Raw genomic sequence first — 20,486 nt, 5'->3', positions numbered from 1 at the left:
AAAATATTAGTAAAACGGATCAAGGAGGGATAGATCAAGGATAAAGTTGAGTCTTATGTAAACCAAAATGAGTATTTTGTTTCCTTTTTTCATGCTTTTATAAAATATTTTGGATACTCCTAAACTTAATCGTATTTTTGAATGATATTGATTTATTAGATGAAAATTAAAGTAATTATTGTTGATGATGAAATGCACGCTCGGAGTTTTCTTAGGAAATTTTGTGAGCGATACCATTCAGAAACTATTGAAGTTGTAGAAGAATGTAATTCTGTGGAAGCTGCAGTTAGGGCAATAAAAAAGTACCAGCCAGATTTGGTTTTTTTAGATATTCAAATGCCTGACGAAAATGGTTTTGAATTTTTAAAGTATTTTGATAAAATTAATTTTGAAATTATATTTACTACTGCTTATAAAGAATATGCTATTGAAGCTATTAAAAAAAGCGCCTTAGACTATTTGGTTAAACCATTTAGTAAAGAAGATTTTAATATTGCTTTATCAAGATTTATGTCGAAAAAGAATGTTAAAATTGATTTTGATAGGTTTAAATTATTAACAGAGAATATTAATAATCAGTTTACAGATAAGCAAAGAATTGTTTTCCCAACGAAATCTGGTTTTGAGGTAATTCAGGCTAATTCTATTGTTTATTGTAAGTCGGATGGTTCATATTCTAATATATTCATAATTGACAAAGAATTGTTTACTTCTAAATCGTTAAAAGAAATTGAAGATATTTTAGTTGATTCTAATTTTATTAGAATTCATAAAAGCTATATTGTAAATAAAAATTATATTAAAGGGTTTAAATCGGACGAGTTTAAGTTAGATTTAATTACAGGTGATAGTATTCCTGTTTCGGATACTTTGTTTTCTAAAAAGAAATTAATGGATGCGATTTCTTCTTAGTATATTTTTATTGGTTTTAACGACTGCTTTTGCTCAAAAACTCCCATCTTTTAATTATACTACTTCTGACGGTTTACCAAACAATGCTGTTCGATCGTTATTTATTGCTAAGGATAATGTTTTGTGGGTTGGTACAGAAAATGGTGTTTCTCGATTTGTAAATGGTCAGTTTTATAATTTAAGTGAAGCAGACGGTTTAGGACATAATAGTTGTTGGGATATTTCGCAAGATACTGATGGTAATATGTGGTTTGCCAGTTATGGTGGTGGAATAAGTAAATATGATGGCAAAAAATTTACTCCTTTTATTTCTAAAGATGGCTTGGCTGCTGATAAAACTCGAAAATTATTTCCTTTTAAAAACAATATTTATGTGGGGACAGAGCAAGGTATCTCGATTATTGATGTAAAAACAAATAAAATTGTAACACCAAAAGTTCCTAAAGCAAAGGAAGATTTTATTTGCATTAATTTTTTTGTGTATAAAAACGAAGTGTATTTTGTAAGTGTTTTTGATGGCATATTTAAAATTGACGAAAGTTCAACTATTCCAAAGGTTGTACCAGTATATTCAGGTAAAAATTTTTATGGTGCTTTATTGGATAAAAATGATTTACTTTTAAGTAGAGAAGGTTTCATAGAAAAAATAAATATTAAGAATTTATTAAATGCAAATTATAAAGCCAATCGGTTTGGGACTTCTTTTGTTTTTCAATACGCCAAAGTTCAAGATTCTTTAATTTTTGCTGCTGCAGATGGTGTTTATAATCCAGATGGTGGCCTGTATAAAATTGAAAACGATAAAATGATTAATGTTTCTAATCAGTTTGAAATAGATTCAAAGATAATTTTAAATGTAGTATATGATACACTTCGAAATGTTCTTTATGTTGGTTCTAATGATAAAGGAATTTATGAAATACGTTTAGATGCAACAATAAAATATGAAGATTTTAAAAATCTATCTATTGTTGATTTTGAATTTCTTGATCAATCGAAATTTGTGCTACATAATAAAGGTCTTTCCATTTTAAATTCTTCAGATAAAATAACGAATACCATATTGTTAAATGAATTTAAAAATTTCCAAACCAATTATTTCCAAAATAATAGAAAGAAACTGAATACCATTTACAGAGAATCGCATGATTTTGAATTAAATTTCAATATTAAAGCCAATGAAATCGTTTTTTATGAATTAGTAAAAAACAAAAAATCTATTTGGATAGGTAGTAATTTAGGAGTTTTTGAAATTAATTCAAAAGGTAAAATCATTAATTATATTCCTAAACATAGTTTAAAAATTGGTTTCACTTCAGATAATAAATTTATTGAAACCATTACCTATGCAGGCGTTCATGTTTACGATAATGTGTATCAATTGCAAGGAAAACATTATTCTAAATTTGATAATAAAACGCCACAGTTCATTGTTAAAATTCTAAATAATAAAGATAAAACATATTTAATTTCTGTTTTCAATGGCTTATTTGTGCATCAAAACGGAAAGTTTAAGTCGTATTTATTTGAGAATATTTGGAAAGAGAAAAAATTTAAACATATTGCAATTAACAATAAAGGGCAATTAGTTTTGGCCGCCGAATTTGGAACTGTTTTTATTGTGGATGATAGTAAGAAATTTAAAATTCTAAAAACAATTTCAAAAAAAGAGATTATTGGAAATAGTATCAATTTTTTAGAATGTTATAAAGATTATATTTTTATAGGAACAGAAAAAGGAGTGAATATTTACCACAACGGAAAAATTCGACTTATAGACAAAGAGCAAGGTTTGAAAGATTGTATTTTTAAAACTTCACAAATTTTTGAAAATGAATTATGGCTGGGAACGCAAAATGGTTTTTATAAACTTAATTTAGATAAGCTTTTAAGTAAACAAAAGACTGTTGAAAAAGTTGTTATTCAATCTATATTGATTAATAATCAGTCGTTTGTTGGTACAAATAGTCGTTGGTTTACATTTAACTCAAATGAATTGACTACAGATTATAAAAACAATTCTTTTTCTATAGATTTTATTCCTGTTGGACATCCGTTTCCAAATAAATTAAAATTTAGATACAGATTAAATAGCAAAAATAATTGGAGTCCATATACTGATAAACCAACCGTATTTTTATCTTATTTACCATGTGGTAAGTATCATTTAGAAATTGAAATTTTAGATTTAAATTCTGGCGAAACCAAACAATTTAAAGTTTTAAATTTAGTAATTACGCCACCTTTTTGGCTTACTTGGTGGTTTGCAATTATAGTGTTTTCGGTTCTATCAGCTTTAGTATTCGTAGTAGTAAAAAGAAAAAAAAAGAACGCAGAAGAAAAAGCTTTAATTAATCAACGTATTGCAGAAACAAAATTAGAAGCACTTAAAAGTCAGATGAATCCTCATTTTACGTTTAATGCTATGAATACCATTCAAGATTTTATAATTAGTAATGATATTGACAATTCGTTAAATTTTGTTAGCGAATTGGCTAAGTTAATGCGACTAACGCTGGATAATTCTACAAAGAAAACCATAACATTACAAGAGGAAATTAGTTTTTTAAAGAACTATATTTTTATAGAAAATACTCGTTTTGGAAATAAAATTAAGGTAAATCTAAAAGTAGAATCAAATATTAATGCGCAAGAAATTGAAGTGCCAACCATGTTGTTGCAACCGTTTATTGAAAATGTATTTGTACACGCTTTTAACGCCGAACATCTTAATCCAACTATAGATATTTTGTTTCAACTTAAAGAGACAAATATATTAGAATGTTATATAAAAGATAACGGAAAAGGAAAAGCTTCTTTCAATAAAGTAAAGCTACATCAATCAAAAGCATTGCTATTAGCAGAGGAAAGATTGCGATTAATTCAACCACAAATTTTAAATCCAATAACCACAAATTTCACAGAATCCGACGGAACTTTTGTTGTGATTTTACTACAGGTTTAAATTTTTTAATTCTACTTCATATCTTAAAAAGTAGTTTTTGTATTCGTTTTTAACCACTTCATCAAGTTGTTCAAAAGCATAATTTTTTGCGTATTATTTTAGCGGTGTAAACTAAAAATAAAACTAACATTTATGGAAGAAATTAATCAAACATTAGAACTTGAAAGAAAAATGGCAAGAGAAGAAGCTAAAAGAGACATGAAAATGTATCTAGCAAATGATTGGCAATTGAAAGAGGAAACACCAGAGTACTTTTTATTAACTAGAAACGAATCTTCAACAACAGGACATGTTGTGGTTTTTTTCGTTACTGTTTGGTTTACTTTTGGTATAGGAAACATTATATATTATTTTGCTAAAAAGAAAAAGAAGAAAATAGTTAAATAATTTAATTATAATAGTATTAGTAAAATACTCCATTCTATTTACTTTGTTTCTTTAATTCAAAGTAAATAGAAATAATTTAATTATTTATACTTAATCATATTAATCAAAATGAAAAAATTAATTTTATTTACCATTTTTTGCGTTGTCCAAAATGCTTTCTCTCAAGAAATTGAAAAAATGGATAAAAAAGAACTTAGAGTAGCTTATCAAAATTTAATAATTTCTAAAAATAATCAAAAAGACTCTTTGGTAAATGTTATAAATGGTTTAAGTATTTCTAATTTAAAATTGTTAGATGAAATTAAAAAAGTACAACAGTCTCTTTTAATTGAAGAAAATAAAAACATAGAAAAAGTAAATAAAATTAACGAACTACAATTAGTAGTCAAATCTCAAGAAGAAAAAATTAAAGATTTATCTGTAAAACCAATCAATTTGACTGTTTTTACAGAAATTCCAGAAGAATTGGCAGGATGTAGTTATGTTTTTTCAACGACAAAAGTTCAATTCAATTTAAATAAATTTAGTTATTTTGATGATTTTGGCACAACAGCTATAATTTCTATAGATGGTAAAATGCAGAAATTAAAAAGGATTTCTACTTTTAAGGAAGGTCAAGATGAAATTACAATTTACTCCAATGAAAATTATTCAGCATATATACATTTGATTAAAGTAATAAAAAAATCCAGCGAAGAGGCTTATGATTATTCAGCGGAATTAGTTGTTAAAGATAAAAATAATCAGGAAATTAAAATAAAAGTTTATGGTCAAGGCGGTTGTTAATCTCGCTGATATTTAAGTAAAATGAAAACCTATCACAAATATAGCATTACTATTCTAATACTTGTGATAGGTGTACTTATAATGAATAAATAAGTTAGACAAATAAAAAATTACTCATTAAGAGTTTTAAACATCAAATCCCGACCCCAAAAAACTTCGTATATTTGGCTATGAAAAATTTTAATCATTAGTTCAGTTTGGGTGGAGCCCATCTTCTGCGGCGGGTAGTAGAATGTTGCAGTTAATTCATTTTTTTTAGTCTGAAAATTATACAATTGAATATGCGTCTATTGCATTAGAAAGCGAATTTTCTTTCGATTTATCTTATTTTTTCATAATCACAATAGCAAAGATGATTAGAATGATTCCTATCCACTGTGTGAGAATAACGGTTTCGTTCAAAATAAAGTAGGCCATCATTACCGAAACAGGAAGTTCTAGTGCAGAAACGATACTACCTAGGCCAATTCCGGTTAGTGGAAAACCAGCATTCATTAGCATAGGCGGAATTACTGTTCCGAAAATTGCAATAAGAATTCCCCATTTGTAAAAAATATCATAATTAAATGGCGTTGTTTGTGTAAAAAGCGTAAAAACAAAAACAATAATTGCACCACCTAAAAGCATGTATAAACTTCGTTGTGCCGAAGATATTTGTGTAGCTACGCTGTTTGCGGTAAACATTGTTGTGGTAAATGAGGCTGCTGCCAAAAGTCCTAAAATAATACCTCGCCAATCGAAATTTATTTTGCTTTGAATTAAATTTGTAGCCAATACCGTTCCTAATAATACAACAAAAACGGCTACTATTTTTATTTTAGAGGGCATTTTTTTCTCTAAAAACATTTCTAATAAAACACCCATCCAAACGGTTTGCATTAACAGTACTATTCCTATAGAAACAGGAATATATTTGACTGCTAAATAATAAAATATACTGGTTAATCCTGTTGAAGTTCCTGCAATCATTAGTTGTTTTATGTTGTTTGCAGAAGCCTTGATAACGGCTGTTCCTTTTTTTGATTTTTGATAGCCATTTATTATAAGTATAGCGATAATTCCTATAATAAATTGAGCAGAAATTACTTCGGCAGGTGTAAAAGGATTGCCAGTAATTCCTGTGTGGGAATAAGCCAATTTTACAAAAGTAGCCAACATGCCGTAACTCGTTGCGCCTAATCCTACTAGAAAAACCCCTTTTAGTACACTATTATTTGTCATTTTTTAAATTTTAAAAAGCGGACAAAGATAAGGCTAATTTTAGTATTAGTTCATGTGTTTTGTTTTTTAAAACAAACCTTCCACTTTTTTATTTTGAATCCCAATTTTTGTGGCATCAAAATTTAATTTATTTTGCAATAAGGATGTGTATATACTTCTAAAATCGGTTTCATATTTTAAATCTCCATTGTCTAAGTCATAAAGGTTAGGATTGTTTCCCAATACCTTTCCTGTATTGCTTCCACCAATAATAAACATAGGAGCAGCCGTTCCGTGGTCGGTGCCTTTGCCATTGTCTTTTACACGGCGACCAAATTCTGAAAAAACTACAATGGTTACATTTTGCATGAGCTTGGCATTTTTTAAATCGGTATACAAATTAAAAATAGCATCATTTAATTCAGTTAGTTTGTTATTATGAATAGCTAGTTGATTATCATGTGTGTCGAATCCTCCGATAGAAGTATAATACACTTTCGAGTTCAAATTTCCTTTTATTAATCTTGCAATCCATTCTAAATTTTTCGATAATCCCGTTTTTGGATAGCTCACTTCCGAGATCGATTTTGCCAATGCTTTCTGAATTTCGTCCGAGCCTTCTGTAACCGAATTGGCTATTTTTCGTACAAAATCTAACTGCGGATTTGTAGATAATTCTATTGGATCATCGTTTTTACTTTTTGTTTTAAATAGATTAGGATTTTTTACCGTAATCGAATTAGGTGCTTGTCCTTTTAAAGCTAAGTTATCTATCGAATCTAGATTAATTCCCGCTGTTGGATGGTGTTCTTTGCATTGCAAGTCTAAGTAGCGACCCAGCCAACCATCATTTAAATACTGATTAGAAGCCGAACCTGTTTGCCAAATTTCCTGACTGCGAAAATGGGAACGAATAGGTTCTGGATACCCTACGTTTTGAATCACAGCCAAATCACCATTTTGTTGCATGGTTGCAAAATTTTTTAGAGCTGGATGAAAAGCCATGCCTTGTGTAGCACTAATTACCTCATTTTTTGATATGGCAATCTTAGGGCGCAAATCATAATACAAAGGATTTTCGAAAGGAACAAATGTGTTTAAACCATCGTTTCCGCCATTTAATTGTACAAAAACCAAACATTGTTCGCTAATAATTAGATTTTGTTGAGAACCAAAAGCAAACAAAAAATCGGGTAATAATAAAGCACCACCAGTAAAAGTTCCTGTAAGTGATAGAAAGTTTCTTCTGTTCATGATTGTAATTTTTAAAGTCGTAATGTCTTAAATATAAATACTTTAAAGTTGAAATGTTAAGCCAAAATAATTGTTTATTTAATCGATAAATTGAAGATAATACAATGCTAAAGTCTTTATATGTCGGACTTTTCGATATTTTAACTTTCCGACTTATATTAGTTGGTATTCTGGCGTTTTTACCATGGCATTAAATAATCGTAAAACTGCATTTTCAGAACCTTCAGTAGTAGAATCGAAATCATATTTTAATATTTTTTCGAAATCTTGCTGGGTGTTATCGTCAACTTCAAATAGCAACCTATTTTTTAATTCGGTAATGATTTGTTTGTTATTTCCATTTTTATTCCAATCGAGTTTAATGTTTATTTTCTGAAAAAGTACTTCATTGTCTTTTTCTTCGACTTTAAACATCTTTCTATTAATAGTTCTGCCGCTACAAAACAAATTGGCAACATTATTTCGTTGCAAATATACTTGCGAGGTGAGCCAAGAATTTCCGCCAACCCAACCTTTTACATTGGGTTGGTTCAATAAATCCATTCCTTGGTCTTTTAAAAAAAAGACTAAAACTTTTGGATTTTCTAATTCGATTTGCAACTCTGAAATAAGTTGTAAACTATATTCTAACGGATTCTTAATTTTAGATCCTGCTGTTTTTTTAGTAAATTCTTCGGTAAAAATTTTGGTTAACAAAGGTTTTATTTCGAAGTTCATTTTCTTAAAATAATCACCATAATAAGTCACTAATTCAGTTGATGGATTGTCGTAAATAAACCATTTTAAGATTTTTTGTGTAATAAAATAAGGCGTGTTTTTTTGCTCGAAAATAATATCTACTAAATCATCGGCTTTAAATTGTCCTGTTCTTCCTAGATAAGTGATGGCGTCATGGTCTTCAAAATTGCTGTGATACTGTGCTTGGTTTTCGCCAATTCCCAAACCTGCTAAGGCTTTTGCTCCATTTTTTATATCACTTTCGGTATAATTTCCAATGCCAAGTGTAAATAATTCTAGCAATTCTCGACTTAAATTTTCGTTTAGTTTGTCTTTTCGATTATCTACATTATCCAGATAACGAACCATAGCATTACTCTTCAAAACTTTTTTTGTAAGTTCTTTAAAATTGCCAAAAGCATTTTCTCGCAACAGCTGATTGTGCTGAAAAACCCAATAATTTACTTTTACTTTCTGATAAGTAGCTACAAAATGATTGTGCCAGAAACAAGTCATTTTTTCTTGAAGCGGAAACTCATGGGTCATCATTTTCTTAATCCACCAAGCTTTCATTTCATTAGAAACTTGCTCTTCTTTTTTGCGTATTTCTTTTGTACTTTCAGGGTCAGATTTTATTTTCAGGCGAATGTCACGCAACGCAGTAAGTGATTTTGGGCTTTCGTCTAAAAAAGAGGGAATTTGAGAATCGTATTTTGCCTGAAATGATTTCTCTAAGAATTTTTGTAAACCCAAACCCAAAATATTTTTAGCTTGCTCATTAGAGAAACCTAACCGTAAGGACCATAGTGTATTATTGTTTATCATGAGCGGTTTAAATTAGTGTCGTCTTGGTCTTAAAAATTTGATGTTTCCTCATCTGTTTTTATGAATTACAGCCGTTGCGCTGCTATTATGAAATACTAGAGTTGATGACTGTCTTCTTGGTGAATATATTTTCTAGCTACAAAAACACGATGTGTAAGTGTTTTGTGGTAGTATAACTATGTATTGCCAGCGGTGTCGTAATTTCTAAACCACATATCATGAATCGTAAATAAAACGAACACTTGAACAAAACCAAACATTGACAACAATATTTTTCAGGTTTATTAATAAGACTTTAAAATTAAGAAAAGGTTTAATTGTTTTAGATTAATTCTAGAATATACAGCATTTTTAACTTCTCAGTATTTTGGCGTTTCCACAAAGGCTAGGGTTTTTCGTTACAACCATAGTTTACTGAACTCTTAGAAAAATATAGCGAAGCAATCCCTAACGCATAAGTGTGGTAATTAATATAATTTATTATTATTTGTAACAAAATTTTATTTTAGTGACTAACCTTTGTATCAAATATCCTAATAATGAGAGATTTTTCCTTTTGCATCGTTTTATTTTTTTATTTTTTTTCTGTTTCTGCACAAGAAACATCTAAAAAAACAACTGCGTTAAACGAAGTTTCTGTAACCAAAGAAAAAAAAGCGATCGAGCAAAGAGCAGACAGAACTATTTTTGATTTTGGGGGGCAATCGCATCTAAATTCTGGTTCTGTTTTGGAAGGGTTAAAAAAATTACCTGGTTTAATTTTGTCTGATGTTGCCGGAATGATGTATCAAGGAAAACAATTAGATGTTTATATGGACGGGCGACCACTTAATATTTCATCAAACGAGCTAAATGCATATTTAGAAGGTATGCCTGCAAATGCCGTAGAAAAAATTGAAGTAATTACCCAGCCAGGAGCAGAATTTCCTGCTACTTCTGGCGGAGCCATCATTAATATCATAACTAGTAAAAAGGCAAAAAGCTATCTGAGTGCTGCGTATAGTGCGGGACTAAATTTTACAAGCTACGACAAATTACGATCAAGAATTAATAATAGTTTGCTCCTAAATGCTAAAAACAAATATTTTGGTTGGCAATTAAATATAGGACAAAGTTACAGAGAAAGTGCTTTGTGGTCTACAATTACTAAAAACGAGAATAATATTGTAACTAATTTATCAGATACAGATTCCGACAGAATGTCTAGAAGTTATTATGCGAAATCTGCTTTGACTTTCGATTTAAAAAAAGACAGGTTGTTGCTAAATTATGATGTAAATCATAATAATAACGATGCCAGTACAATAGGAAATGGTTTTGGTTTTGTTTCTAATGATGCCAGTAAGACAAAAATTATAAGACAAGACGCTGTGGCTGCTTATCAGAAAAGATTTGAAGATAAAAATAAAAAGTTAGACTTCAAATTTAATTTCACTAGAAATGATAATAGTTTTATTTTAGAGTCTAATATTTTTAATGCTCCAGTTTTAAAAAACACATATTTGCAAGATTATTTAAATTTTAAAATCGATTATTCACAAGGTTTAAATATTCTAGATAAAGGAAAAATTAGCATAGGAACTTTGGTAGATGATTTGTCTTTTGAAGCTAAAAACGCAGGAATAGCTAATTTAAATTATACCAGAATAACATCTGCTGGATACGTAGAATTGCAATCTACATACAAAAAATTCGATTTTATTTTAGGCGGTAGGGCAGAAGATTATAATATTACTGGAAAAACAAACACAGCCAATTTAATTCCCTTTAAGCAATTTCGGTTTTTTCCTAATGCCAGTTTGCAATACAATTTTGGTTCGCAAATATATTTTAATGCTAATTATAACAAGAAAATTAGCCTGCCAAGTACTTCTTCTCTAAATCCTAACAATACAAATTATCAAAATCAAAATGTTAGCTATTCTGGAAATCCGCAATTACAACCTACTGTTTTTGATAATTATGAAATAAAAATTAGCGCCTTCGATTATGCTTTTGTAGGATATAATGTTAGTGTTGCAAAAAATCAAGTAGCTAATAAAGTTGTTTCAAATAATAATTTGGTTTCAAATACGAGCGTTAATATTTCCGAGATAGAAATTCATAATTTTAATTTCGGAATCCCCTTGCCTTATATGTTATTTACAAAAGGACTCAAGGAAACTTTAAAATTTGATGTAAATCCTGATAAAATTAATTTTTTATACATTTATACGGGTTATCAAATACATAAGCTTCCAGATGTAAAGACAAAAGGTTTTTGGATCATTAATTTGATGTCGCAAATTCTTTTACCAAAAGAAATTAAGTTTGTGGCTAATTATAACTATACAACAACTAAGGGAAATTATTTTTATTATGTTTCTACGCAACCCTATGGTCATAGTTTAGACATGAGTTTTTCGAAAAAGTTTCTAAAAGACCAACTGTCATTGTCATTAAATTTCGATGATATTTTAAACACTAGCAAGCAAGGATTTACTGCCGTTGGAATGCCTGTTTTATTAGAAAATAAATATGACACACGCAGGTTCGGATTTACTTTAAATTATAAAATTCCTACTAAAAATAAATTAGTAAAAGAAGAAGCTAATTTGCTTAATAAAGAGAAAAAAGAAGATAGCGGAATTATTACTAACTAAAAAACCTGCAAGTTTGAGCTTGCAGGTTTTTACTTTTGCCTTTTGGCTAATTACTTAATCAGCTCAAAACTTCTTTTTACGAAAGCAGTTAATTCTTCTCCTTTTAGTAAATTTTGAGACAATTTTGCCAAATCTAAAGCTTGTTTAACCAAGTTTTCTTGAGCATTTTTGTCTTTATTGTTTAAAATTGAAGTCGCTAAATCAGAATTTGTATTTACCACTAAATTGTACATCTCTGGCATGTGACTCATGCCAAACATACTGCCACCACCAGATTGGCTCATCTCTTTCATACGACGCATAAATTCTGGTTGTGTGATAATAAACGGCGAAGCATTACTATCTAAAGCTTCTAGTTGTACAGAATATGCTTTTGGTATAAAGGCTTCTAAAGATGTTTTTAGACTTGCTTTTTCTTCATCGGATAATTTAGAAATGGCAGTTTCTTCTTTTTTAATCAAATTATCAATATGGTCAGAATCGACACGAACGAAAGTTAGATTTTCGTTATCACCTTCAATTTTTTGAATCAAATGTGAGATAATAGGAGAGTCTAATAGCAATACTTCATAACCTTTGTCTTTTGCAATTTCTATATAAGAATGTTGTGCTTCTTTGTTTCCTGCGTATAAAACAACTAATTTTCCGTCTTTGTCAGTTTGTTTTGCTGCCAGATTTTCTTTTATTTCCTCTAAAGTAAAATACTTACCATCAATAGTTGGGTACAAAACAAAAGCACCTGCTTTTTCGTAAAATTTATCTTCCGACAGCATTCCGTATTCTAAAACAATTTTGATGTCGTTCCATTTTTGTTCAAAATCTTCACGGTTTTCAGTAAATAATGCTTTTAGTTTATCGGCAACTTTACGGGTAATATAGTTCGAAATTTTCTTTACAGCACCATCTGCTTGTAATCCTGAGCGAGAAACATTTAGCGGAATATCTGGAGAATCTACCACACCACGAAGCATCATTAAAAATTCGGGTACAATTCCTTCTACATTATCGGTTACATATACCTGATTTTGGTACAATTGAATTTTGTCTTTCTGAATTTGTAAATCCGATCCTAATTTGGGAAAATATAAGATTCCAGTCAAGTTGAAAGGATAATCTACATTTAAATGAATATGAAACAAAGGCTCTTCAAACTGCATCGGGTAAACCTCACGGTAAAAATCTTTATAATCTGCATCAGTCAAATCCGTTGGTTGTTTTGTCCAAGCTGGATTAGGATTGTTAATGATATTGTCTACTTCTACTTCTGTAAAAATGTTTTCTTTATCTTCTGTTTCAACAAATTCGCCTTTCTTTTGTTCGATTTTCTCTGTTCTAGTTCCAAATTTAATAGGAATAGGCATAAATTTATTATACTTATTTAGTAAACCAGAAATTTTAGCCTCTTCTAAAAACTCTAATGAATCTTCAGCGATATGCAAAACAATTTCAGTTCCACGAGAGGTTTTGTTAGCAGAAGTTAAAGTAAATTCAGGGCTTCCGTCGCAAGTCCAGTGTGCAGCTGGTTCGTCTTTGTATGATTTTGTGATAATTTCAACCTTCTCTGCAACCATAAAAGCAGAATAAAAACCAAGACCAAAATGACCAATAATGCCTGAATCTTTGGCAGAATCTTTGTATTTGTCTAAAAATTCTTCCGCTCCAGAAAACGCCACTTGGTTGATGTATTTTTCTACTTCACTAGCAGTCATTCCTAGTCCTTGGTCTATAATATGAATTTTTTTAGCTTCTTTATCGATTTTTATTTCGATAATAGGATTGCCATATTCAACTTTTGCTTCGCCAATACTGGTTAAGTGTTTTAGTTTTAATGTAGCATCGGTTCCGTTAGAAATTAATTCACGCAAGAAAATCTCATGATCGCTGTATAGGAATTTCTTGATTAAGGGAAAGATGTTTTCTACCGAAACATTAATTTTTCCTGTTGTCATATTTTGAATTTTTAATTAGTATTTTTAATATCTTTGAACAGTCAAAATAAATACCAAAATTTGTTGAAATGACAAATTGACTGAATTATTGTAGTTTTTGTTAAAAAAACTATAAAATTGGCACGGTAGTTGTATATTAGGCAAACATTAAAAAAAACAAATAAATTAACAAATGAAAAAAATACTATTAGTGAGCTTGCTTGCCTTCTTTGCTGCATGTAAGACTCCAGCTCCAGTGGCTGCAACTAATGTTGACAGGAAATCTCAAGTAGCTATTAAAGGGAATTGGACAATCGCATCTGTAACTTATACGGGTTCAGAGATGTTTAAAATTACTTCTTTTGATGCAGCAGATTCAAAATGTTTTGAAGGAAGTACTTGGAAATTTATTTCAAATAATGATTCGGGCGATATGGCTTTAACACAAGCTAATTGTACAAATTTTGCTTCAAAAATTAAATGGTATGTAAACAAAGAAGGTCAATTTGTATTGAAATTTTTGGATGAAGGAGTAAAAGCTCGAAAAATGCAACAAGGTTATATTCTTACAGTTGCTGATCAAACTGCAGAATCATTCAAATTGATTGATAAGGTAAATATTGGAGGAAAAATGACGAATGTCGTTTATCAATTTAAAAAATCAAACTAAAAATTATAACTATGAAAAAGTCTATTATATACATGCTTTCGCTTTCTTTCCTTTTAGGGACTGTTTTGTCAAGTTGCGATGCAATAAAAAATTCAAATAATACACAACGGGGTGCTACTGGTGGTGCAGTGCTAGGTGCAGTGCTAGGAGGAGTTCTAGGAAATAATATAGGACATGGAGGAAATGGCGCTTTAGGTGCTGTTTTAGGTGGTGTTATAGGAGGTGTTGCAGGAGGTGTTATTGGTAATAAAATGGATAAGCAAGCCAGAAAAATTTCGGAAAGTTTGCCTGGTGCAAAAGTAGAAAGAGTAGGCGAAGGAATTCGTTTGGTTTTAGGAGAGAATGCTATTCGTTTTGATACTAATAAGTCGACATTAACAGCCTCTGCAAAAGCAAATTTAGATAAATTGGTAAAAGTGTTTACAGAATATCCGGATACAGATATTCAAATATATGGCTATACAGATAGTTCTGGAGCCGATGATTATAATTTGAAATTATCTGAACAAAGAGCAGCTTCTGTAAAAACTTATTTGTCAGCAAAAGGATTGGCAAGTACTCGTTTTAATACTTCTGGGCTTGGAGAAGCAGATCCAATTGCACCTAACGAAACCGCCGATGGGAAATCTCAAAACCGTCGTGTAGAGTTTGCTATTACAGCAAATGATAAAATGGTAAATGACGCTAAAAAAGAATCGGGCAACTAATTTTTTATTACAATATATTGAAAGCTGTTTCGTAAGAAGCAGCTTTTTTTTTATTTACTTTAAAATATTTAACATAAATTTTGTTTAGCTTTTTTAATTTATAATTAAACAATAGCTATCTTTGTGTAAGATATTTAATCAAACGATTATGGCAACTGCAAAAAAAAAGGAATCAAAAAAGGATATGATTGATGATAATAAGATCATTAGTTTATATATGAATGATGTTTTAGAGAACAATCATAACACAAAAAATGTGTATGTTTTTTGTAAAAACAACGCTATCGAAGAATCGGATTTTTATTCGTTTTTTGGTTCTCTCGAAGCCGTAAAACAATCTATTTGGAATAAATTTTTTGAAAACACAATTTCTACTCTCGAAAAAGATGAGAATTATGCTAACTATCCAGATAAGAACAAATTATTGTCTTTGTATTTTACATTATTTGAAATTTTAACTTTAAACAGGAGTTACGTTGTTTTTTCTTTATTAGAAAACAAAGAAGGAATAAGAAACTTAAAAGACTTTAAGGAATTTAGAAATCATTTTAAGCATTTTATTAATAATATGATCGAAAATAATAATTCTATAGTTAACGATAAAATAGCTAAAATTACCAAACCCGTTTTCTCTGAAGGCGCTTGGATTCAGTTTTTATTTATCTTAAAGTTTTGGTTAGATGACACCTCAAAATCATTTGAAAAAACAGATATTATTATCGAAAAATCTGTAAATACAGTTGTCGATTTATTAGATACTAAACCATTAGAAAGCCTTTTAGATTTGGGTAAATTTCTTTGGAAAGAAAAAATGATTTAATTATGAAAACCTTAGATAGTATTCCTACAACAAAAATTGAGCGTGCAAGTCAGCTATTAAAAACAGGAGTAAAGGTAGGCGGAAATTACTTATCCTATTATAGCGAAAAAATAGTTAATCCTTCATTAACCAGAGAAAAACTGAACGAAAACAATGCTGAGGATATTTACGATGGATTAAAAAATTTGAAAGGAAGCGCACTCAAAGTAGCTCAAATGCTTAGCATGGACAAAAGTATCATGCCACAAGCTTATGTAGATAAATTTTCGCTGTCACAATTTTCGGTGCCAGCTTTATCAGCACCACTGGTTCGTAAAACATTCAAAAAATATTTAGGAAAATTCCCAGAAGAAATATATGATACTTTTTCGCCCGATTCTGTAAATGCCGCAAGCATTGGTCAAGTACATAAAGCAACAAAAAACGGGAAAAATCTAGCCATAAAAATACAATATCCAGGCGTAGCAGACAGCATAAGTTCAGATTTAGCACTTGTAAAACCCATTGCAACACGAATGTTTAACCTTAAGGGAAAAGATTCAGAGAAATATTTCCAAGAAGTTGAAAGCAAACTTTTAGAAGAAACCGATTATATTTTAGAGCTAAAACAAAGCCAACAAATGTCTCACGCCTGCAAAAACATCGAAAACTTAAAGTTTCCAAAATATTATGCAGATTTGTCATCAGAGAAAATCTTAACAATGGATTGGATGGAAGGCGAACATCTTTCTGAGTTTGTTGCTCATAATACTAATAGAGAAAAAGGCGATAAGTTAGGACAAACAATGTGGAATTTTTATATGTTTCAAATGCATAATCTCAAACGTGTACATGCAGATCCGCATCCAGGGAATTTTCTTATAGACGGCGACTCTAATTTAATTGCGATAGATTTTGGTTGTATAAAAGCAGTTCCAAACGAATTTTATATTCCTTATTTCGAATTAGCAACCCCAGAAATTATAAATAACCCCACTATTTTTAATCAGAAATTATATGAATTAGAAATACTTCGTGCCGATGATTCCGAAAAAGAAATTGCCTATTTTACAGATGTTTTTTACAGATTATTAAGTTTGTTTACAAAACCATTTCATGGTGATTATTTCGATTTTTCTGACGAAGACTTCTTTGGCGCTATCGCAACAATGGGCGAAGAGTTTGCAAAAGATACCCAATTACGAAAAATGAATGGAAATCGAGGATCTAAGCATTTTCTTTATATTAACAGGACTTTTTTCGGACTATATAACTTACTACACGATTTGAAATCTAGAGTGCATACACAAGAATATAAAAAATATATGTAAACTTATTTTATTATTCATTAAGAACACTTTTTCTCTAGAGAAATCGTGTTCTTTTTTTGTGAAAAGTGGTAAGTTTGCATTTTTAAAATTAGATATGCTTCAAGTAAAAAACATTTCATTTGGTTACACTGATAAAATAATTATTAATAATATTAATTTTACAGTAACTCAAGGTCAGAATATTGCAATTTTGGGTGAAAGCGGTTGTGGTAAAAGTACACTTCTGAAGCTACTTTACGGATTATATGATTTAGGAGAAGGGCAAATTTTTTGGAAAGAAAAAGAAGTTTTAGGACCAAAATACAATTTAATTCCAGGAATGCCATTTATGAAATATATGGCACAAGATTTCGATTTAAGTCCTTATGAAACAGTTTCTGAAAATATAGGCAAATTTTTATCTAACGCATTCAATGCACTAAAAAAATTACGTGTTGAAGAATTGTTAGAAATAGTTGAAATGACTGAATTTGCTAAAGTAAAAGTAAATTTACTAAGTGGAGGACAGCAACAACGAGTGGCTTTAGCTAGAGTTCTTGCCTTAGAGCCAGAAATATTATTATTAGACGAGCCTTTTAGTCATATAGATAATTTTAGAAAAAATGCTTTGCGAAGGAACTTATTTTCATATTTAAAATCTAGAGGCATTACCTGCTTTATTGCTACACACGATAGTACCGATGCACTTTCTTTTTCTGACCAAACAATAGTATTAAAAGACGGGAAAATTATAGACAAAGCACCTTCTGCAGATGTTTATACATATCCTATGAACAAGTATGTAGCCTCACTTTTTGGTGAAGTAAATGAATTAAAATTATCTCAATTAATCGAAATAGACGGCGAAGATGAAGATGTTTTATTATACCCACATCAGCTTAAAATTTCAGAAAAAGGTACTTTAACAGCCATAGTAAAACAAACTTATTTTAAAGGAAGTCATTATTTAATTAAAGCTGTTTTAAACAGAAAAGTGATTTTCTTTGAGCATGATTCTAGTTTAAATACTAATGATGAGGTAAAACTAACAATCATGTAAGATGCGAAAAGAAGATTATTTAACCACACAGATTAACCAACTCGGATACGTTTTAAAGCGAATATTAGAAAAGCTAACAGGTACTAAAAGTAATGATCAATTAGGAGTAGTTTGGGTAGTAGATAATTTTAAATTAAAAGAAAAACTAGGGTTTGATTTAGCCATTTTAGATACTATTTCTGATGAAAACCTAATACCGTTTTTAATTACAAAAGAGGGATTTAATGATTCAAATATCGAATTGTTTGCTGATGTTTTAGTTAAAATTGATAAAGAAAAATATGCTAAAAAAGCACTTCAGATATATAATTATGTAAATCAAATTACGGCAACTTTTTCTTTCGAAAGAGATTTAAAAATTAAAGAAATTAATCTTTAAATAATCCCGAAAATTAATAAAAACCCATAGCCAAGTAACATAAAAGCCACAATATTCTGAATAAATTTATACGTTGTTTTTTGTAGCAATTTATTACCAAAATAAACCCCTAAAAAAGCAGAAAGTGTAGCCAGTAAAACCAATTTGTAATTTATCGAAAGTTCATTATTTATAATTTTTGGAATATAAATACTTAATCTAGAAACATCGACCAAACAAGCAATAACAACACCCGTGGCTATAAAAGATTCTTTACTTAGCCCAGAACGAATTAAAAACGCACTTCGCAAAGCCCCTTGATGGCCAGATATTCCGCCAAAAAAACCACTAAAAACACCACCAATAGATAAGTATTTTTTGTCAAATTCTAAATTTTTTAGTTTCGGAATAAAATCGAACAAAGAAAAAATGATTAGTAGCAGTCCGATGATAAGTTTCAAAGGCATTATTTCAAAGGATTTCTCAGCAATAAAATATTTAAATATAGGTTGCATTTGAGTTAGTAATTTTAATAAATAAGCACCAATAAAGGCAAAGAAAATGGCAGGAATTCCAAATTTAAAAACAACCTCTTTATTAGCTTTTTTTCCGAAAAGAAATAGTTTAAAAATATTATTCATAAAATGCACTAAAGCAGTAAGTACCACGGCAATTTCTATGGGAAAAAACAATCCGAAAATAGGCAATAAAATTGTTCCCAAGCCGAAGCCTGAAAATAAGGTTAAAGCCGAACCTAATAGCGCAAATAAGCAAATGATACTATAATACATGAAATTTTATTTATACAAATTAAGTAAAACTAACTAACATAGATTGATTAATTTTACAATAAGTGTACCTTTGTAAACTGATTTTTAATAAAAAGATAAAATATGTATCATTCTAAAATTTCTGGGCTAGGTTATTATGTTCCAGACAATATAGTTACAAACAACGATTTAGCAAAAATAATCGATACAAATGATGAGTGGATTCAGGAACGAACAGGTATTCAGGAACGTCGTCATATTATAAAAGGAGAAGATACAACCACGTCTATGGGTGTAAAAGCAGCAAAAATTGCCATAGAGCGCTCTGGTGTTGCTTATAATGATATCGATTTTATTATTTTTGCCACCCTTTCTCCAGACCATTATTTTCCAGGACCAGGTGTTGCCGTGCAAAAAGAATTGGGTTTAAAAACCGTTGGCGCATTAGATATTAGAAACCAATGTTCTGGGTTTATATATGCTTTGTCAGTTGCAGACCAATATATTAAAACAGGAATGTATAAAAATATCTTAATTGTTGCCTCAGAAGTGCAATCATTAGGATTAGATATGACAACCCGTGGGAGAAATGTTTCTGTTATTTTTGGTGATGGAGCAGGAGCGGCAGTTTTAAGTAGAGAAGAAGATGTAACCAAAGGGGTTTTGTCTACTCATTTGCATTCCGAAGGAGAATATGCTAAAGAATTAGCTGTTTTGGCACCAGGAATGGGCGGACGTTGGGTTACAGATATTCTTGCCGAAAACAATCCAGATGACGAAAGTTATTTTCCTTATATGAATGGCCAATTTGTGTTTAAACACGCCGTAGTTCGTTTTAGTGAAGTAATAAATGAAGCTTTAGAAGCTAATAATTTGCAGGTTTCCGATATAGATATGCTTATTCCTCACCAAGCTAATTTAAGAATTTCTCAGTTCATACAAAAGAAATTTGAGTTGAATGACGATCAGGTTTTTAATAACATTCAAAAATACGGAAATACTACTGCGGCATCTATTCCTATTGCTTTAACCGAAGCTTGGGAGCAAGGGAAAATTAAGTCTGGTGATACTGTTGTTCTTGCCGCTTTTGGTTCAGGGTTTACTTGGGCAAGTGCTATTATAAAGTGGTAATGTTCAGTATGATGAAATAAATATACTTTAATGTAGTTTAACTTATTGTTTTATACCAATTTAGC

General features: G+C 30.0%; 17 protein-coding genes. 12 read left to right on the top strand and 5 right to left on the bottom strand.

Going from position 1 to position 20,486, the window contains the following annotated elements; all coding sequences use genetic code 11:
* Positions 1-159 precede the first annotated feature (159 nt).
* The 4 genes from B0A57_RS10595 to B0A57_RS10580 all read left to right on the top strand — a co-directional run bounded on the left by B0A57_RS10595 (position 160) and on the right by B0A57_RS10580 (position 5,050).
* Positions 160-912, top strand: a complete 753-nt coding sequence (locus B0A57_RS10595) for a LytR/AlgR family response regulator transcription factor (RefSeq protein ID WP_011963635.1) — start codon at positions 160-162, stop codon at positions 910-912.
* Positions 896-3,877: a sensor histidine kinase gene (locus tag B0A57_RS10590; protein WP_034097594.1), complete on the top strand. Its 2,982-nt coding sequence runs from the start codon at positions 896-898 to the stop codon at positions 3,875-3,877. Before B0A57_RS10595 ends, B0A57_RS10590 begins: the two co-directional genes overlap by 17 nt.
* A gap of 132 nt (positions 3,878-4,009) precedes the next feature.
* On the top strand, positions 4,010-4,264 hold the full coding sequence (locus B0A57_RS10585; protein ID WP_038466214.1) for a hypothetical protein: 255 nt from the start codon (positions 4,010-4,012) through the stop codon (positions 4,262-4,264).
* A 108-nt stretch (positions 4,265-4,372) separates the two neighbouring features.
* Positions 4,373-5,050 carry a hypothetical protein gene (locus tag B0A57_RS10580; RefSeq protein WP_038466217.1) on the top strand — a complete coding sequence of 226 codons (678 nt, stop codon included), beginning with the start codon at positions 4,373-4,375 and terminating at the stop codon, positions 5,048-5,050.
* Positions 5,051-5,374: 324 nt separating this feature from the next.
* Here B0A57_RS10580 and B0A57_RS10575 read toward each other — a convergent pair whose 3' ends face one another.
* The 3 genes from B0A57_RS10575 to B0A57_RS10565 all read right to left on the bottom strand — a co-directional run bounded on the left by B0A57_RS10575 (position 5,375) and on the right by B0A57_RS10565 (position 9,046).
* Complete coding sequence (locus tag B0A57_RS10575; RefSeq protein ID WP_034097599.1) at positions 5,375-6,271, bottom strand: EamA family transporter; 897 nt, start codon at positions 6,269-6,271, stop codon at positions 5,375-5,377.
* Between the two features lie 66 nt (positions 6,272-6,337).
* Positions 6,338-7,504 (bottom strand): DUF1501 domain-containing protein, encoded by a 1,167-nt coding sequence (locus B0A57_RS10570; protein ID WP_052079085.1) that lies wholly within the window; start codon positions 7,502-7,504, stop codon positions 6,338-6,340.
* 153 nt (positions 7,505-7,657) lie between these two features.
* Positions 7,658-9,046: a DUF1800 domain-containing protein gene (locus B0A57_RS10565; RefSeq protein ID WP_034097602.1), complete on the bottom strand. Its 1,389-nt coding sequence runs from the start codon at positions 9,044-9,046 to the stop codon at positions 7,658-7,660.
* 539 nt (positions 9,047-9,585) lie between these two features.
* On the opposite strand from B0A57_RS10565, the gene B0A57_RS10560 reads away from it, so the two are divergent.
* Positions 9,586-11,688 (top strand): outer membrane beta-barrel family protein, encoded by a 2,103-nt coding sequence (locus B0A57_RS10560; RefSeq protein ID WP_034097604.1) that lies wholly within the window; start codon positions 9,586-9,588, stop codon positions 11,686-11,688.
* A gap of 50 nt (positions 11,689-11,738) precedes the next feature.
* Here B0A57_RS10560 and htpG read toward each other — a convergent pair whose 3' ends face one another.
* Entirely contained in the window at positions 11,739-13,637 is a 1,899-nt protein-coding gene (gene htpG, locus B0A57_RS10555) for a molecular chaperone HtpG (protein WP_011963627.1), read from the bottom strand.
* A 172-nt stretch (positions 13,638-13,809) separates the two neighbouring features.
* Between htpG and B0A57_RS10550 the strand changes: the two genes are divergently transcribed.
* The 6 genes from B0A57_RS10550 to B0A57_RS10525 all read left to right on the top strand — a co-directional run bounded on the left by B0A57_RS10550 (position 13,810) and on the right by B0A57_RS10525 (position 18,541).
* The gene (locus B0A57_RS10550) at positions 13,810-14,286 is read left to right on the top strand and encodes a lipocalin family protein (RefSeq protein ID WP_034097606.1); all 477 of its coding nucleotides are present in this window, start codon (positions 13,810-13,812) and stop codon (positions 14,284-14,286) included.
* An 11-nt stretch (positions 14,287-14,297) separates the two neighbouring features.
* Positions 14,298-14,993 carry an OmpA family protein gene (locus B0A57_RS10545; RefSeq protein ID WP_011963625.1) on the top strand — a complete coding sequence of 232 codons (696 nt, stop codon included), beginning with the start codon at positions 14,298-14,300 and terminating at the stop codon, positions 14,991-14,993.
* 148 nt (positions 14,994-15,141) lie between these two features.
* Complete coding sequence (locus tag B0A57_RS10540) at positions 15,142-15,813, top strand: TetR family transcriptional regulator C-terminal domain-containing protein (protein WP_034097608.1); 672 nt, start codon at positions 15,142-15,144, stop codon at positions 15,811-15,813.
* 2 nt (positions 15,814-15,815) lie between these two features.
* Entirely contained in the window at positions 15,816-17,123 is a 1,308-nt protein-coding gene (locus tag B0A57_RS10535) for an ABC1 kinase family protein (protein WP_011963623.1), read from the top strand.
* A gap of 94 nt (positions 17,124-17,217) precedes the next feature.
* A complete protein-coding gene (locus B0A57_RS10530) occupies positions 17,218-18,162 on the top strand; it encodes an ABC transporter ATP-binding protein (RefSeq protein WP_034097610.1) in 945 nt (314 codons plus the stop codon).
* Between the two features lies 1 nt (position 18,163).
* Entirely contained in the window at positions 18,164-18,541 is a 378-nt protein-coding gene (locus B0A57_RS10525; protein ID WP_011963621.1) for a hypothetical protein, read from the top strand.
* Here the strand turns inward: B0A57_RS10525 and B0A57_RS10520 are convergent.
* Positions 18,538-19,311, bottom strand: a complete 774-nt coding sequence (locus tag B0A57_RS10520) for a sulfite exporter TauE/SafE family protein (RefSeq protein WP_011963620.1) — start codon at positions 19,309-19,311, stop codon at positions 18,538-18,540. The genes B0A57_RS10525 and B0A57_RS10520 overlap by 4 nt on opposite strands.
* Before the next feature lie 102 nt (positions 19,312-19,413).
* On the opposite strand from B0A57_RS10520, the gene B0A57_RS10515 reads away from it, so the two are divergent.
* Positions 19,414-20,421 (top strand): 3-oxoacyl-ACP synthase III family protein, encoded by a 1,008-nt coding sequence (locus B0A57_RS10515; RefSeq protein WP_011963619.1) that lies wholly within the window; start codon positions 19,414-19,416, stop codon positions 20,419-20,421.
* Positions 20,422-20,486: the final 65 nt, after the last annotated feature.

This window comes from Flavobacterium psychrophilum DSM 3660 = ATCC 49418 (genome assembly GCF_002217405.1).
In the GTDB taxonomy this organism is placed as follows: Bacteria; Bacteroidota; Bacteroidia; order Flavobacteriales; family Flavobacteriaceae; genus Flavobacterium; species Flavobacterium psychrophilum.
The sequence above is the reverse complement of the archived record's forward strand: the minus strand, read 5'-3'. Positions and strand labels throughout refer to the sequence as shown.